The sequence below is a fragment of the Vibrio sp. SCSIO 43132 genome, from assembly GCF_019904195.1.
GTDB classification, from domain to species: Bacteria; Pseudomonadota; Gammaproteobacteria; order Enterobacterales; family Vibrionaceae; genus Vibrio; species Vibrio nigripulchritudo.
Map to the genome: position 1 here is coordinate 3805675 of NZ_CP063199.1, position 17230 is coordinate 3822904.

Sequence of the window (17230 nt, forward strand, 5' to 3'; positions counted from 1 at the left end):
TTAACTGCCTCTTTTTAGTTGTAATCGGTTGACTTCAACCTGCCCGCTCACCTCTGTGCGGGTAATATCCAGAAACTCTACATCAATACCGTGCTGTTCACGCAAATCCGCCAACCAAGAGACTAGTTGGTTAAAAGGTACAGGCTGAACCCAGACCTGAAGGCTGTCGCTACGCGGCTGCATACGAATCAGTTCGATACGATAACGTCTGGTGGTGGATGACACCACCTGATTAAGTGGCTGACCAGATACATTCGCACTGCTACCAGAAGCCCCTCTTAGGGAAGTAATGGTATTTGCACTGTTGGTTACCCAGTCCAGAAGCTGCTTTTCTGTGGTGATGCGTGCTTGCGCGGCGTCGGCTCGTTCATTAAGCGGTACGATCCCACCCCAATAAATGATAAACGCCGTAAACAAAACAGCACATCCACCCATCAGGCGTTGCTCGCGTTGTGATATAGACTGCCACCATGCGGTCACTCTATTCATGGTTTTCTCCTTATCACGTAACTGCCAAACACTTCTGTACCGCTACGGTTCAACTGCCCCTGCTCGACATCAAACAGCTGTGCAAGTTCTGCACGCGCCGATTCAAAGGTTTGGAAGTCTTTGCTTTTTGCCTGAATTCGAATTTCGTCACGAGAGCCATCATACTTCACGCTTAGTACGTCGATCGCGCCATTTTTCTTCAACGCTTCAGGAAGCTTTGAAAGCCAAATCAACATCGATTCGTCACTGCCACCGCCAGATAATCTTGCTTCTTCATTACGCATCTGGCGCTTGAGGTAGCTCACGGTTGGAATTTTGCGTTTGTCTGGGAACACTTCCCGGAAAATACGTTCACTTTCAGCTCGGTATTGCGCGGCCTGAGCTTCAAACGCATTCACTTGCAATACGTTTTGCGTTGTCAGGACAACCAGAAGTAAAACCGCTGCAACCGCAGCTTTCTGCCAGACTTTCCAGTATTTGGTCAGAGAAGAAGACGGTTTGAATGTTCCCGTCAGCAGGTTAGCTTTCGAAGCAATCGCTCCCTGTGTCAGCAATGACATCACTAACTCTGCTTTACCATTCTGCCAACGCCCCGGAAGCGACTCGTGGTTCTGAGGCAATGGCGTAAAGGTGGCAACACGCTTCTCTACAGCGTCTGACTGCTCTTCACTTTCGCTCTCTTCAGTGTGCAGTTGGAACACTTCTGCCGGAAGCAAACTTAACCAATCAGACTGAACGGAAAAGCCTGAGTATTGCTCTTGACGAAATACCCACTGACCGTCAATTTCAAGCGCACTGATTTCATCTTTCTGCCATGGCATAGCTAAACAGTCAGGCAACACCTGACGCACGTTTATCTGATGCGCTTTCAGCTCATCCAGTAACGTTTCCAAAAATCCGCTGTCGACGGCAGCTACGTCGGCTTTTGCACCACGTTTGTTCAGCACAGTAAAATGCAGATCATCCACATCCTGCGCGACATCGTCTTCAACCAAAAACGGCAGCATGGTATTGAGCTGACGTGCTCCACCCGCTGGAATGTCTACCTCTTTGAGCAGCACATCGCTACTTGCTAGCAATACAATGGTTGGGCGTTGATGAGCATAAGATGCGATCTCGCCTAACTGGTTGCGATGGCTTAATTCACCGCTGGCGATCACCTCTTGCTGACCTGGAGACCACACCAGCCACTGTATTGGGGCGTCTGCCTGACTACTTATTCTTACGGTCAGAAACTCGCTCACTGATTCCTCCAAAACTACGACGTACAACCGTCGCTTGTTTTCTGTCCTTACTGTAGAGCAGGCTTCGTATCCTGACCCTTGATTCATCGACCATGACCTGAGCGTCCAGCTCAAAGTATCGACTGTCGACTGCAATGTACGCCTGAGCTTCCTTACGCACTTTTTCTTCGATTCCGCTGATGATGGGTTCAGACATGAAACTTTCGACACTGTCCCAACCATCAAACTTACGATTCGCAATCAGATCTTTGGCGTTGCTGCTACTCAAATGCGGCTGAAATAAGGCAGCCAAAATATCTGCTTGGTCTTCTGAAATCGTATTTACATTCAGTTTCCACTCGTTGGTTGGCAACGCACATATTAGTGGCGTTAGCTTCTCCATAATCGGAGCGGTCACTTGCTGAATCGCTCTCAATTCAGAGCGATCCGCAATAAATCCATTTGCCGTCAGATACGCGGGCTGAAAACCTTCATAAGTACTGTCTTCAGCACCGTAACTGGTTAACACACTGGCGTCATTATCGACGAAATCCCAGGTCGAATCCGCGATCACTTCGGCGGTGTAAGGCTCAATATCCTGCTGTTCGATCAGGTTCTGCCATACTCTGACCAGAAATGGCTTCTGCGTAGACTCCACCTTGGCTTTTACACTGGTTAACACGTTTAAATTGAAGCAAGCCTGCATATCCAGCAGCTTGCCCTTTGCTGTGCCGTAATCCAAAGGATACGTCTGTTCTTTAAGTGCCCAGGGCTGGCTTAAGTTAATGGTTTCGTTGTCTTTATAACTTTGCTCGATACCCACTTTTGCCAGTGCTTCAACCCCTAAGCTATACCAGTATGCCTGTTGGTGATTCACCTGATTCCCAGCACGATGGAAATTGATAAACAGGCGTTCTGACATGGTCGCGGCGATAGCGGTCATGACTGCCAGTAGCAACAGCACCACGATCAAAGCCACACCAGATTGAGAAAAGCGTTTAGCCATTGTTGCTTCCCTCTTGACCCGAGCCGCCTTCCTGGTTATTTCCCTCTTGTGGGGTCGTCACCGTCAGTTCACCACCTGGCGTCAGATAAACGCGCTCAATGTCACCGTAATCTTTCAAAGTAAGAGTGATGGCAATGGCGGCAGGCAACGCCTTGGGCTTTGTCCACTCTTCTTTCCATTCACCGTTTTCGTAAAACGTGACTGTAAAACTTTCTACATCACTCAGAATTGGTCGAGTTAACGGTTCTTGCCCTGATGGTGTATCGGAATAACGCCACCAGACTCTTTCTAAGTTTTCCTCTCTGATGCGATACCCAACTTTGGTCACGTCTCCACGCGGGAATACGTTTTGTGGGTTTTGCCATCCTAACCGACTAAACACTATTCCTTTGTCATCCGACTCCAAAATATAGTCGCCGTAACTCAATAATGTTTGTGAAGGGGCTTCGCCATTAGTTCGCATCTGGCGTAACGCCATCTGACGGAAATCGTTATCCATCCAAATCAAAGCGCGCTGCATGGTTTGTAAACGCTCAGTTTTTTCCAGCGACTGAGCATTGCTCAGCTGGACCTGATTCACGACCTGATATGCGGCGATACTCAAGCTGGCAAAAACGGCGATAGCCACCAGCACTTCAATGAGCGTAAAACCTGACACTTTACGGCGACGCATAACTTCTCACCGTAACAATGGAGCTCTTATGCTCTGAATCACGAGAAACTGACACATCAAAAGCACTGATAACGCTATTGTCGGTTGGCACGGGCTTTACTAACCAATACCAGGTTTGCCCAGCCAGTTCCTCTTTGCCTTTCAGCTCTTTCTTAGGCGCCTTGCCAAGCAGCACTTTAGCCATTTGGTTGTCAGCAACCATAGAAGCAAACATCTTCTCTTCTAAAAAACTCAGCGTATTAATGTGCTGACTTACAGCACGAACCACGCTGATTGCAGCGGTAGCGAAAATAGCCAATGCCACCAACACTTCGATTAACGTCATCCCGCGAGAGCGACGGGCATTTCGCCTATTCATCTTCATCGCGTTCTCCGGGCTTCAATAGGTTAATCAAACCATTATCGGCAGTTTTAATTCGCCAGCCGTCACGGAACTCATCGCCAACGTTTGGAAAGAAAGACACCTGAAAAGGGGTTATTTCACCGCTAGACAGCACCATTACCTGAGGCGGTGGCGACTGCTTTTTCTTCTCTTCATCGGCAAACATTTCTTCATCAAACAGACTGCCGGGTTCGAAGAGTCGGTCATCATCTCCCCACTCATCGCTACCCAATTGCAGGCGAGTGGCAAACTCTGCTTCTAATTCCGATTCAGAGTAATACCGATTCTCTTCCATGTTTTGCCAGCCTTCTTCACTGAGCTCCACAAATCGGTATTGTCCTTTGTCTTCATTGAACCGGACGCCATAATCTTTACCGTTTAACATGGCGTCTTCGTTCAGCAATTGTAAACGTTGCATAAAGCGCTGAGCATGCTCTTTTAGCCTGTCATCACTGGAGGAAGGTAGTGTGGTAATCACCGCAACCGCACTCAGTGACAACAGCACGAGCACCAGCATGATTTCTATCAGCGTAAACCCAGACTGCTTTTTCATACGCGTATGCTTACAACTTCAATCCGCAAGGATTTACTGGAAGTCCTGCATGTTCCAGTTACCGATGTCAGCCTGCACGCCTTCACCGCCTTCCTGACCATCCGCACCAAGTGTGAACACGTCGATAGTGCCATTGTCACCAGGGCTCAGGTATTGGTATTCATTGCCCCAAGGGTCTTTTGGAAGACGCTTAATGTAACCGCCATCACGGTAGTTACGAGGCTCTGGGCTAGCGGAAGGTTTAGAAACCAACGCATCCAGACCTTGGTCGGTGGATGGGTACACACTGTTATCCAACTTGTACATATCCAGCGCATTTTCTAACGCCACAATATCGGTAATCGCTTTTTGTTGATCCGCTGTTTCTTTGTTACCCAAAAGGTTAGGCACAACGAAGCTCGCTAAGATCCCCAAAATAACCACAACAACCATGACTTCAAGAAGCGTAAAACCTGACTGCTTCTTACTCTTTTTGTTATACATATTTCCTCCGAAACGCATGCTGGTTACCAACATGCAAAGTTACATTTCGATATTCAATCTGCATAGATGCAGTTTCAATTCTTTGAATATCTTAACAAGCTAAAACAACAATCTTTTTTGCGATATGAATTTGTCGTTCACATCGAGGCTATATTACTTAACCGAAACTAAGTTACTTGCCCGAAACCAAGTTATTCAGTTCGAGCAGTGGCATCAAGGTTGCAACCACGATAAACAGCACGATTCCGGCCATACAGACAATAAGCAATGGTTCAAAGATACCCAAAGCCATGTTGACCAAAGATTCAAAATCCCGGTCCTGGTTGTCTGCCGCTCGGGTCAGCATTTGTTCCAGTTCGCCACTTTGCTCACCACTGGCAATCATATGCAACATCATTGGTGGAAAAAGGCGAGTCTGCTCTAGAGATTTTCTTAAGCTCGCCCCTTCACGAACGCGATCCGCAGCCAACAGAACCTGTTCTTTTACGAACTGATTACTCATTACATCAGCGGCAACCTTCATACCATCAAGCAGTGGAATAGCACTGGATGTACAGATTGAAAGTGTTCGGGCAAAACGGGACGTATTCAGACCGCGGGCAACTTTACCAATGACAGGTAAACCCAGTATCCAGCGATCCCATTTAAGACGGAAAGACGGTTTGCGAAGTGCTGCCTGGAACAGAACGATACCAACCAGAATCACCACCAGCAAAACGGCGCCCCAGTTCTGGACGAAGTTACTGGCAAGTAATAGAAATTCGGTCGACGCTGGGAGTGTTTGCCCCATCTGAACAAACTGATCCACGATCTTAGGTACCACTGTCGCCAGCAAGAATGCCACAACTGAAATAGCAATCAGCGTCAGCATTACCGGGTACACCATAGCCTGCTGCATTTTAGAGCGCATTTTCTGGCGATTTTCGGCGTAATCCGCCAGTCGGTCTAAGACTTTATCTAAGTGACCAGACTTTTCACCGGCAGCCACCATGGCACAGAACAAGTCATCGAACACATGTGGGTAATCTCCGAAACTCTCTGCCAAAGTATAACCTTCAACGACTCGGGAACGTACCGCAACCAGCATGGTTCGGATACGGGCTTTTTCCGTCTGTTCAGCAACCGCACGGATACACTCTTCCAGCGGCATACCAGCCTGAACCAGAGTGGATAACTGGCGAGTCAACAAAGCCAGATCGTTGGTACTGATACCGCGCTTGAAAGACAAACCAGCGGAAGAGGCTTTGGCTTCTTTGGCTTTGGTTTCAATCACTTCGACAGGTATCAGCCCTTGCTCTTTAAGCTTCTGACGAACCTGACGTGCGTTGTCCCCTTCGATGACACCTTTTTTCTGTTTGCCTTTGGCATCCAGAGCTTTGTATTCAAATGCTGCCATTACGCTTCCTTGGTCACTCGCATGACCTCTTCAAGCGTGGTAACGCCTTCCCTTACTTTACTAAGACCATCATCACGAATACTTGGCGTAGTGCTACGAACATGTTTGTCGATCGCCTGTTCGCCCGCTTCGCTATGAATCAGTTCCTGAACATCTTCATCGACAATCAGCAATTCATGAATACCCGTTCGACCTCGGTAACCCTTGAAGTTACACGCTTCACAGCCACACGCTTTATATAAGGTCAGCGGCTGGTCTTCGGTCAGGTTGAACAGTTTCTTCTGTTCTTTGTCGGCTTCATAAGGCTGTTTACAATCCGGGCACAAGGTACGCACCAGACGCTGTGCAAGCACACCCAGTAAAGAAGAGGAAATTAGGAAAGGCTCGATTCCCATGTCACGAAGACGCGTGATTGCACCCACAGCGGTATTGGTGTGTAAAGTAGACATCACCAAGTGACCCGTTAAGGACGCCTGAACGGCAATTTGCGCGGTTTCTAAGTCACGAATCTCACCAACCATTACCACATCTGGGTCCTGACGAAGAATCGCACGTAACCCTCGGGCAAAGGTCATATCCACTTTCGGGTTCACCTGAGTCTGCCCGATACCGTCGATATCGAATTCAATTGGGTCTTCAACCGTCAGAATATTGCTTTCTGTGCTGTTGAGCTCCTGAAGCCCTGCGTACAAGGTGGTGGATTTACCAGAACCAGTAGGACCGGTAACCAAGATAATACCGTGTGGTCGTTTGATCAGCGTTTGGAATCCGTCGTGATTACGCGGCGTCATGCCGAGACTGTGCAAATCCAGTCGAGTGGCATTTTTATCCAGAAGACGCATTACCACTCGCTCACCGTGTGATGACGGCATGGTGGAAACACGGACATCGACCGCTCGACCACCAATTCTCAGAGAGATACGACCATCCTGTGGGACGCGCTTTTCTGCGATATCCAGCTTCGCCATTACTTTTACACGAGATACGAGTAGCGGAGCCAGTTTGCGGCTTGGTGCGAGAACTTCACGCAGTACACCGTCCACACGGAAACGAATAGAGAGGGATTTCTCGAAGGTCTCGATATGGATATCCGATGCCCCTTCTTTGATCGCTTCACCCAGCATGGCGTTGATCAGCTTGATGATCGGTGCATCGTCTTCCGATTCCAGAAGATCTTCGTTTTGCGGCAGTTCTTCTGCAAGAGAGAAGAAGTCATCGTTATCTGCACCGATGTCTTCCATCAGCTGACGTGCTTCCGAGGAATCGCGCTGATACAGCTCGGTCAGTTTGCTTTCGAAGTCTTCCGCTTTAAGCGCAACAGGTTTGAAAGAGTTACGCACCACTCGGCGCACTTCAGTTAACACTTCCAGAGCCAACGGCTCTACGTAATAGAGGCTTGGCAATCCGTCTGGCTGAGCGGCGACTTCCATCGCCACTTTATGTCGGTTAGCGAAGGCAAAAGGTAGTCGCACAAAGCCTTCAGAAACGACCAGCGTATCCGCCATTATTTCGCCTCCAACTGCTCGATGAACGCTCTAAGCTCTTCAGGATGACGAATGTCCTCTCCATACTTGGGAAGCACAGGAACAAATTCATCACTCAGTAGTTTCAGACCTTCTTCCGCTTTAAGCAGTTGCTCGGCGCGAATGTAGTTGTACTTGCGCTGGCTGATGCCGTCTGCTGTAACGCCATCTCGAATGATGGTTGGCTTGATGAAGACCATCAGGTTTTTCTTTTCAACCTGTGTACTGGTCGACTTGAACAAGTGACCAAGCACTGGGATGTCACCAAGCAGCGGAACTTTTGCTTCACTTTCCAAAGCACGCTCATCAATAAGACCACCTAGAACCAGCATCTGACCATCTTGGATCATTACCGAGGTGTTGAGCTGACGCTTAGCAAATCGAACATCTACCGCACCGTTTGCACCGAGTACGTTAGACACTTCTTGTTCGATGGTTAGCTGAACTGAGTCGCCTTCGTTAATTTGAGGGACAACTTTCAGCTTGATACCAACTTCTTTACGTTCAACGGTACTGAATGGGTTGTCATTGTTTGAGCCGGCCGCAGAGCCTGTCAAAACAGGGACTTCTTCACCAACGATAAACGATGCTTCACCGTTATCCATTACCGTAATGCTTGGTGATGAAAGAATGTTGGAGCTGGTATCACTAGCCACTGCGCTAACAAGAGCAGTCCAGTCACCTGCCATCAGGCTAAGTGCCGCACCGTTTACCCCACCCAATGCTTTTGCAAGCGTTGAATAATCACCTTTGGTGGTGGTTTCTTCGTAGTATTTGATGGCGCCTGTATCGCTGTCACGAATCGGTTTTTTCTCTGTGGTGTCTTTAGCTTCTTCCAAGCCCACCATCACGCTGCCAATGGATGCGCCAGAGTTTGAGTACTGAATGACCGCACCTGTGTTTAGGTTACCCCACTGAACACCCAGGTTCGCGCCATCGCCTTCTGCCAACTCAACGATCATGGCTTCAATAAGTACTTGAGCGCGGCGAATATCCAATTGAGCAATAACATCTTCTATCGCACGCATGATGTCTGGCGGAGCAGTCACGACCAATGCATTGGTACCAGGGTGCGCAGAAATCATGACTTCATTTCGGCTTTTCGCTGATGCAGCGCCCTGAGCGCCACCTTGTTTCTCAGCTTGCAGATTATCAGACACACCTTTCAGTACATCGACCAAGTCTTCTGCTTTGGCATATTTCAGATAAACAACGCGGTTGTTGCCTTTGGTTGCCATTTCGACATCCAACTGCATGATCAGCTTACGAAGACGCTTACGAACCTGCGGATCGCCTGAAATAAGGATGGAGTTGGTACGCTCATCCGCCACCAGTTTTGGTTCGAGGAATGCAGGAGTGTTCTTCTGTGCTGTTGATTTGTTCAACGCTTCAACAATTCGTACCATTTCTGCCGCTGAGGCATTTTTCAGCTCAACGACTTCAATTTCTTTGTCACCGGCACGGTCAACGCGCTCGATGATTTCTGCCAGGCGGTTAACCACAGCTGCACGACCGGTGATCAAAATGATGTTCGCCGGATCGTAGTGAACGACGTTACCTGCACCTGCGTTGTCATTCAGTTGACGAAGCAATGGGGACAACTCTCTCACTGATACATTTCGTACCGCTACCACTCGCGTGATTACCGCATCGCCCTGTACACGTGTTTCATCCCCTACTACGGGAATGGCTGCCGTTTTGGCATCTTTATCACGGACAATTTTCAGGACACCGTTTTCCATTTCCACTGCTGCGAAGCCGTACACTTCCAAAACGTTAAGGAAAAAGTGGTAGTACTGCTCTTCATTCAGCACATCGTAGCTGCGGACATCAATTTTTCCGCGGATGGCTGGGTCGACGATGATGGTCTTTTCAAGATTGCGTCCAACAATATTGATGAACTCTTTGATGTCGGTCCCTTTGAAACTGGCACTAAACTCGTTTGCCACCAAAGCCGGTGACCAAGCAAGGCTACCAGCCAATAACCAGGTTCCTTTGTTTAACCACTGTTTCACGTGATTCTCCCACTTATATCCTGACGCGTTCCAGCGCCAGTCTTAAAACTCAATAAAGATTTCGTGCCTCTGACCGTCACGCTCGACCGTCAGGTTCAATTCCGTCATATCAGATATGGTCTGCCACACTTTGCCCATTGCAGATGGGTCGCTCAAGTCAGCACCGTTCAATTGTGTAGCAATGTCACCATCTTTTAAGCCCACGGCATCAAACAGTTCTCTCTGGCTGCCGGGTCCCACACGATAGCCGACAATATTTCCGTCTCGGCGAACTTGCGACAAACGGATATATTGCATAATTTGCTGTGGATTTTGCGAAATCTCGCGTCGAATTTGCTCAATTTCGTTCACATCAGGCAAATCGCCAACATTCGAATCAGATGGTGGTGGAACCAGTGGCTGACTTTCCTGTGCCAACTTGCTGTATTCGACACCTTCAAGCATCAAAGTTTCATCTTGACCCTGATTATCGATAATAACGCGATCCACTAGCACATTTTTCAACGAAGCTCTTGTTCCTTCGATTTGCTCACCAATACCGTAAGTTTGCTGCTGACCACGGTTAGCAATGACGGCAAGGCTGCTTTCTTCAACCGAACTTGCCACCACGCCAACCAGCACTAAACTCAAGCGCGTTTTAGGTGCGTCTTTTACTACTGGTTTTGGTTTGGGTTTCGCGGCGGGTTTGTCGGAATAGCGACCAAAAAGATGGGCATCGAGCAGTGAAGCAACGGCATCGCCAGAATTCGCATTACTCGAACCCTGACCAGGCTGAGTAATCACCGCGTTTGGAGACCAGCGTGCTACTTCAGAGTCTTGTGGAATCAGCTGCCAGCTAAGTTGCCCGAGAATCCAGGCAGAAATGGCGATCAGTAATAATGTCACCCAAGCGCTCAACTTTCCCTGCTGCTTTACAGCAAGCGCAAGAAAAGCACTGAACTTCTGATCCAATTGATATTTTTGCACCAACGACGATGACATGTATCATGCGCTCCCTGTATTAAAACTTCAGAAATGGTTAGGCAGTCTGATAAATAAAAGCCAAAGCCTACACAAAGGTTTGCACATTGTCATATAAATTGATTGTTACCAAATATCGTTCTTATAAAGATTAGCAACAATTCACAATAACAGGTTCCAGACTGCTTACGTTTCATCCCATTTTAGGTTGAAAACCCCCGTTATCGTCACCATTGTGTAAATCATTAGTTAAGTCAATCATTAGAGGCGTGAATTTACTATGAGTTCAAATACTGCCACAGTCCGGCTCGATAAGTGGCTCTGGGCAGCCCGTTTCTACAAAACGCGATCCATAGCACGGAATATGGTTGATGGCGGCAAAGTCCATTATAATGGGCAACGCTCAAAGCCGAGCAAGATTGTAGAGCTTGGTGCTACGATCGTTTTGAGACAGGGGCATGAAGAAAAAACGGTAGTGATTGAGAAGATTTCCGATCAACGCCGTGGCGCTCCAGAAGCTCAGACGCTATACCGCGAAACTGAAGAGAGCATTCTAAAGCGTGAAGAAAACACGCAGAAGAGAAAGCTTAACGCACTTTATAGTCCAAGCCCGGAAAGACGCCCGGACAAAAAACAGCGTCGCGACATTATTAAGTTTAAGAATCAATAAATGCTGGAGCTCCACGCATGTCAAACAACCTTTTGAATCGCTACCTATTTGAAGATCTTTCAGTACGTGGCGAGTTGGTACAACTGGACGAAACCTACCAACAGATCATTTCAAGCAAGGAATACCCAGCACCGGTACAAAACCTGTTGGGTGAGCTACTCGTCGCCACGACTCTGCTTACCGCAACACTGAAATTTGAAGGCTCTATTACCCTTCAGCTTCAGGGCGATGGTCCTGTGTCTCTGGCGGTAATTAATGGCGATCACGATCAGAAAGTTCGTGGTGTCGCACGTTGGGATGGTGACATAGCAGAAGATGCAACCCTTCATCAGCTAATGGGTAAAGGTCACTTAGTTATTACCATTGCACCTAAACAAGGCGAGCGCTATCAAGGCGTAGTTGGTCTGGAAGGTGAAACATTATCTGAAGTGCTTGAAGCTTACTTTGAACGTTCCGAGCAACTTCAGACTCGTTTGTGGTTTCGCCTGGGTGAATTTGAAGGCAAGCCGCATGCAGCGGGTATGCTTCTTCAGATCATGCCAGACGGCACAGGCACACCTGACGACTTCGAACACCTAGAGCAACTCACCAACACGGTTAAAAATGAAGAGCTGTTCAGCCTGCCTGCAAATGAAGTGCTGTACCGCTTATACAATCAGGAAAAGGTGCAATTGTTTGAGCCCCAACCTGTTGAATTCCATTGTGGTTGTTCACGAGAGCGAAGTGGTGCTGCCATCATTACGGTTTCCCGAGATGAAATTAATGACATTTTGGCGACAGAAGGATCCATTTCTTTACATTGTGATTACTGCGGCACGAATTATTCGTTCGACGAATCACAAGTATCTGAGCTCTATGAGCAAGCCAGTAATGGAAACGACACCATTCATTAATTGATTATTTTTTACACTTTAATAAGCGTCAAAAATATCACTAGAAAGCCGACAATATGTCGGCTTTTTTATGCTTTTTCGCTACTAAAACACGCATTTATATCACCGTACGCTATACTTATTTTTGTCAAATTAATAATTCTTTTGATCTAGCGCAAAGGATTGCGCGAGCGATAAAATAGCCCTACCAAATCTGTGACAAGAGCAAAAAAACCTCACTCACCTCGGGGATAATATATGATTAAAAGACCTGATTTGAGTTTGCTCAAAGTTGCTAAATTGGTGAGCACAAAACTATAAATAATTACAAAATCCCTACAATTTATACCCTACAAGGAGCACCTATGACCGTTATGGAACATACAAAGGCTGCACACATTGATCTTACCCAACACGGAATCACTGGCGTGACTGAGGTTTTACGTAACCCTAGTTATGAGCAGTTGTTCGAAGAAGAAACTCGCCCAGAGCTGGAAGGCTACGAAAAAGGCACCGTCACCGAGCTTGGTGCTGTTGCTGTAGACACTGGTATTTTTACTGGTCGCTCCCCTAAGGATAAGTACATCGTTAAGGACGACACCGCCAAGGACACTCTGTGGTGGTCTGATCAAGGTAAAAACGATAACAAACCCATTAATCAGGAAGTGTGGACAGAATTGCGTGATCTGGTGACCAACCAGCTTTCAGGAAAACGTCTGTTCGTCATCGATGGTTTCTGTGGTGCAAACCCAGACACTCGCCTGAGTGTTCGCATCATCACAGAAGTCGCATGGCAAGCTCACTTCGTGAAAAACATGTTTATCCGCCCGACAGAAGAAGAATTAGCAACGTTCGAACCTGACTTTGTTGTCATGAACGGTGCAAAAGTGACCAACCCTAACTGGGAAGCCCAAGGTCTCAATTCAGAAAACTTCATTGCCTTTAACCTGACTGAGCGCGTCCAGATCATTGGCGGCACTTGGTACGGCGGCGAAATGAAGAAAGGCATGTTTGCCGTTATGAACTACTTGCTGCCTCTGAAAGGCATTGCGTCCATGCACTGTAGTGCCAATGTTGGTGAAGACGGCGATGTCGCTGTATTCTTCGGCTTGTCTGGCACAGGTAAAACGACACTTTCAACCGACCCTAAACGCCAGTTGATTGGTGATGATGAACACGGTTGGGATGACGATGGCATCTTTAACTTCGAAGGCGGTTGCTACGCGAAGACCATTCGCCTGTCTAAAGAAGCGGAACCCGACATCTACAATGCCATCCGCCGCGATGCGCTATTAGAGAATGTTACCGTTCGCGCTGATGGCTCTATCGACTTTGAAGACGGTTCGAAAACCGAAAACACCCGAGTGTCTTACCCTATCCATCACATCGAAAACATCGTAAAACCAGTATCGAAAGCGGGTCACGCTCAGAAAGTGATCTTCCTGACGGCTGATGCGTTTGGTGTGCTACCTCCGGTATCGAAACTGACACCAGAGCAGACTAAGTACCACTTCCTGTCTGGCTTTACCGCCAAACTGGCAGGTACTGAGCGTGGCATTACTGAGCCAACACCTACGTTTTCAGCGGCATTTGGCGCAGCCTTCCTGACACTACACCCGACGCAGTACGCAGAAGTACTGGTAAAACGTATGGAAGCAGCAGGCGCGGAAGCTTATCTGGTCAATACTGGTTGGAATGGTACAGGCAAGCGTATCTCCATTCAGGATACCCGTGGCATCATCGACGCGATTCTGGATGGTTCGATTGACCATGCTGATACCAAAGTGATTCCAGTGTTCAACCTAGAAGTTCCGACGGCACTTCACGGTGTGGATCCTGAAATCCTTGACCCTCGTGACACCTATACAGACCCACTGCAGTGGGACAGCAAGGCAACTGACTTAGCACAACGCTTCATCAATAACTTTGCTCAGTACACGGATAACGACGAGGGCAAGTCTCTGGTTGCAGCAGGTCCACAGCTTGATTAAACCGGATTGAGTTATCAAATCCATTACCAAGCCCCTCTTTTGAGGGGCTTTTTATTGAATCCAATCGATAATTGAGCCAATCTGAAAGCTGGATTAAGGAATTTGGAACAAGGGACATGAGAAAAGCCTCCACGTTTGTGGTTTTGATCTTGCTGCTGATCGTCGTTTCAGCCTTGGCACTGTATGCCAGTTTGTACACGCGTTATGCCACGCCTGTGGTCAATTTCGTGGCAAACCAGATAAGCAATTTGTCCATCCAAATCGATCAGGTTGAATACACTTCACCCTATCAGCTCACCTTGCATGGGGTAGAACTTTCTACCGAACCTGAACCGATGTTCATCGAAACCGCGAATATCTGGCTTGATCCGGGTATTCTCAGCGGTACCAAACTGAGCATCGCCAGCCTGCAACTCAGTGGCATGCAGTTGCAAAAAGGTGTTCCTAATATTCGCCCGCTCTCTTTCGTTCGTGTTCATCAGTTTGCGATCGATAATTTAGACTTCTCCAACCCGGAGTGGATCGTACGAGGCTTAAAATTCCAGATTAAAGATCCAGTGGTCAGTGATCATCCCATCTGGCGTTGGTACGGCGAGATTCAACTCAGTGCCGATCAAATCTACTGGCAAAATGAAGCCTTTAATAACGCGCTGCTGGATGCCGATATTTTCGCTGAAACCAAGAAAATTTATGGTTTGTCCTTCAACTGGCGGGGAGGATCGCTGTCCGGACAGGCAGAATGGAAAGAAAACCGCTGGCGCGTGGTGAGCGCTTCCCTTAATGAACTTACTGTCACCAAAGATGATTGGAAAACCCTGAAAAAGTTTAAGTGGGCAAACACAGACAGCAACGAAATTTTCATTGAGCGCATAGATGTACTTCGTAGCGACATAGAATTCCCATCTTTCGCTATGGTACAGGCGGATATGACGCTGGAGGACATTCGCTTCCCGTTCGAACTTTGGAAACAGCCATCTGGCAGCGTGTCTCTCGATGCAGAGAGCCTCGATTTCGCCAACCAACTCTGGCTGGAGCCCGTCATTGAAGCGACTTTATCTCCTGATCTGATTGAGGTGAACAGCGCCAACGTGGGTATGGGGCAAGGCTATATTCAGCTCAACGGAGAGTTTACCCCCGACACCTGGCACCTCTCGCAGTTAAACCTGACAGGGGTTGAATGGCACACTGATAGCGAACTGACGTTACAACCGTTTAAAGAACAAGCCGCCCGCTTAGCCAACCTGACTATCGATTCGCTCGCCATTAAACGTGCGCAATACATTGATTTACAGTCTGAGCCACGTCGCCAGATATCTGGTCTAAACGTTCAGGGCAAGCAACTGGACATTCTGAGAAATGGTCAGATGGGGCTGTGGCAGGGTAATCTGGCACTGACCGCAAACAGTGCGAACTTTGGCAAACTCATCGGCTCTCAGTTGCTGATCGAAGCACATTCAGAAGGCGGAATCAGTTTTCTCGACAAAGTCATTATTCCGGTGACCAACGGATTGATTCGCGCTCAGGGTCAATGGGATTTCCGCCAATACAGCCGCCCATGGAAACTGAAATTTCAGGGAGACGGCATTCCAATCGAAACGTGGCGATACCTTCATCCTCTTCCTTTCGACCTATCTGGGCTGACTGATACCCAATTTGAGCTCTCCGGTTTGTCTGGTGACCAGACTTCGTTCAATCACAGCATTTCTGGGTTCGTTTCCACTCAGTTTCGTGACCTTTTGACCTCTTCCCACTTTGCTGCACTAATGGATCCGACCGTTCCGCTTGAGCTGTCTAAGAAAGCACCATCCGACGTTGCTGTTTCAGACCTGGTGATCGATGTAGATAGAGGGCGTATTGATATTCGGGAATCAAGTATTGAGGGCAGTGATTTTACTGGAAGCTTTGAAGGAAAACTGGATCTGGTGCACCCGGAAGACGGCGAGTTAAGGTTACAACTTAGCGGAGAGTGCGGACACTGGCGCTACGAACCGCTTTCCAGTGCCACTATTACGCGAGAAGTATGCAGTACTGAGGACTAACGCCCCAGCATTTGCTGATAGTTAGGCAGCAACATGTAGGTGCCAATAAACTCTACCGCTGCATGCTCACCGCTGTAGATCGACACATTGATGACCACACGAGCTTTTCTGCCCGCCGCTAGCCTGTCTAGATCCCCACTGATGCCATCCAGAGACGTGGCGGCAATCGGGTTCTGTTCTACCGCATGTCGGTAGCGAATCTGGCTGTCAACTAACACGATATCGGCTTCTAAACCACGCTCTTTCATTAAGAGCCAGGTCATTCCCCACCCCGTTAATGTTGCCAGAGTAAATGCAGAACCTGCAAACATGGTGTTATGCGGGTTGAGGTTAGGGTTCAGCTGAGCACTGCACTCAAATCGGTATCCGGTGTACTGATTGATTTTGATGCCCATCTTATCGCTGATCGGAATCTGGCTTTCCCAGCGGTCCTGCAAGTCCGCGCACCAGTCTGGTCTGCGCAGCACGTTTGCCAGCGGATCGAGTGATTTCACCATTTGTTGATGACGCACCGGACCGCGCTCGTCATTCAGTTCACCCTGATTTTCAAAACCGTTCTTTTGGTAAAATGCGATGGCATCTTCACGGGCATTACACACCAGACGCTTTACACCTTCCTGACGAGCGAACGATTCCAATGCCACCAACACCAACGAACCGATGCCTTTGCTACGGCGATTAGGCTTCACCGCCATGTAGCGAATCTGACCTTCATTATCCGGAGTGATATACAGTCGCCCAATGGCCATGGGCCTGCCTTTGCTGTCCACTATCATTCTGTGGTGGCTCATTTCATCGTATTCGTCGCGCTCCGAACCCACAGGCAAACGCCATGGTTCGCGCAGCATTTGCCATCGAAAATGATAATATTTGTTCAGCTGATTCGCTGTCTTAGGCGTGATTAATTTAAACATGAGAATCCTTTGCTCTAGCGAAGCGAGTGGCAGCAATGCGC

16 protein-coding genes are annotated in these 17230 nt (G+C 48.1%); 4 read left to right on the forward strand and 12 right to left on the reverse strand.

Annotation, left to right across the window (positions count from 1 at the left end):
• The 11 genes from INR79_RS17235 to gspC all read right to left on the reverse strand — a co-directional run bounded on the left by INR79_RS17235 (window position 1) and on the right by gspC (window position 10724).
• On the reverse strand, window positions 1-489 hold the full coding sequence (locus INR79_RS17235) for a type II secretion system protein M (protein ID WP_223095260.1): 489 nt from the start codon (window positions 487-489) through the stop codon (window positions 1-3).
• Complete coding sequence (gspL, locus tag INR79_RS17240) at window positions 486-1733, reverse strand: type II secretion system protein GspL (protein WP_223095262.1); 1248 nt, start codon at window positions 1731-1733, stop codon at window positions 486-488. Before gspL ends, INR79_RS17235 begins: the two co-directional genes overlap by 4 nt.
• A complete protein-coding gene (gspK, locus tag INR79_RS17245; protein ID WP_004404505.1) occupies window positions 1702-2718 on the reverse strand; it encodes a type II secretion system minor pseudopilin GspK in 1017 nt (338 codons plus the stop codon). Before gspK ends, gspL begins: the two co-directional genes overlap by 32 nt.
• Window positions 2711-3391, reverse strand: a complete 681-nt coding sequence (gene gspJ, locus INR79_RS17250; protein ID WP_004404502.1) for a type II secretion system minor pseudopilin GspJ — start codon at window positions 3389-3391, stop codon at window positions 2711-2713. Before gspJ ends, gspK begins: the two co-directional genes overlap by 8 nt.
• Window positions 3378-3755 carry a type II secretion system minor pseudopilin GspI gene (gene gspI, locus INR79_RS17255; RefSeq protein WP_004404500.1) on the reverse strand — a complete coding sequence of 126 codons (378 nt, stop codon included), beginning with the start codon at window positions 3753-3755 and terminating at the stop codon, window positions 3378-3380. Before gspI ends, gspJ begins: the two co-directional genes overlap by 14 nt.
• The gene (gene gspH, locus INR79_RS17260) at window positions 3742-4326 is read right to left on the reverse strand and encodes a type II secretion system minor pseudopilin GspH (protein ID WP_223095264.1); all 585 of its coding nucleotides are present in this window, start codon (window positions 4324-4326) and stop codon (window positions 3742-3744) included. The genes gspI and gspH overlap by 14 nt, the downstream gene beginning before the upstream one ends.
• Window positions 4327-4359: 33 nt before the next feature.
• The gene (gene gspG, locus INR79_RS17265; protein ID WP_022551835.1) at window positions 4360-4809 is read right to left on the reverse strand and encodes a type II secretion system major pseudopilin GspG; all 450 of its coding nucleotides are present in this window, start codon (window positions 4807-4809) and stop codon (window positions 4360-4362) included.
• Window positions 4810-4981: 172 nt separating this feature from the next.
• Window positions 4982-6205: a type II secretion system inner membrane protein GspF gene (gene gspF / locus INR79_RS17270; RefSeq protein WP_004404497.1), complete on the reverse strand. Its 1224-nt coding sequence runs from the start codon at window positions 6203-6205 to the stop codon at window positions 4982-4984.
• Entirely contained in the window at window positions 6205-7710 is a 1506-nt protein-coding gene (gene gspE / locus INR79_RS17275; RefSeq protein ID WP_223095266.1) for a type II secretion system ATPase GspE, read from the reverse strand. The genes gspF and gspE overlap by 1 nt, the downstream gene beginning before the upstream one ends.
• Complete coding sequence (gene gspD, locus INR79_RS17280) at window positions 7710-9743, reverse strand: type II secretion system secretin GspD (RefSeq protein ID WP_004404495.1); 2034 nt, start codon at window positions 9741-9743, stop codon at window positions 7710-7712. The genes gspE and gspD overlap by 1 nt, the downstream gene beginning before the upstream one ends.
• Before the next feature lie 42 nt (window positions 9744-9785).
• Window positions 9786-10724, reverse strand: a complete 939-nt coding sequence (gene gspC, locus INR79_RS17285) for a type II secretion system protein GspC (protein ID WP_223095268.1) — start codon at window positions 10722-10724, stop codon at window positions 9786-9788.
• 259 nt (window positions 10725-10983) lie between these two features.
• On the opposite strand from gspC, the gene hslR reads away from it, so the two are divergent.
• The 4 genes from hslR (at window position 10984) to INR79_RS17305 (ending at window position 16275) form a co-directional block, all read left to right on the forward strand.
• On the forward strand, window positions 10984-11373 hold the full coding sequence (hslR, locus tag INR79_RS17290) for a ribosome-associated heat shock protein Hsp15 (RefSeq protein WP_004404486.1): 390 nt from the start codon (window positions 10984-10986) through the stop codon (window positions 11371-11373).
• Window positions 11374-11390: 17 nt separating this feature from the next.
• Window positions 11391-12266 carry an Hsp33 family molecular chaperone HslO gene (gene hslO / locus INR79_RS17295; RefSeq protein ID WP_223095270.1) on the forward strand — a complete coding sequence of 292 codons (876 nt, stop codon included), beginning with the start codon at window positions 11391-11393 and terminating at the stop codon, window positions 12264-12266.
• Between the two features lie 344 nt (window positions 12267-12610).
• Window positions 12611-14236, forward strand: coding sequence for a phosphoenolpyruvate carboxykinase (ATP) (pckA, locus tag INR79_RS17300; RefSeq protein WP_223095272.1), 1626 nt, complete (start codon window positions 12611-12613; stop codon window positions 14234-14236).
• Between the two features lie 116 nt (window positions 14237-14352).
• Window positions 14353-16275, forward strand: coding sequence for an AsmA family protein (locus INR79_RS17305; protein WP_223095275.1), 1923 nt, complete (start codon window positions 14353-14355; stop codon window positions 16273-16275).
• Here the strand turns inward: INR79_RS17305 and INR79_RS17310 are convergent.
• A complete protein-coding gene (locus tag INR79_RS17310; RefSeq protein ID WP_223095277.1) occupies window positions 16272-17189 on the reverse strand; it encodes a bifunctional GNAT family N-acetyltransferase/hotdog fold thioesterase in 918 nt (305 codons plus the stop codon). The genes INR79_RS17305 and INR79_RS17310 overlap by 4 nt on opposite strands.
• Window positions 17190-17230: the final 41 nt, after the last annotated feature.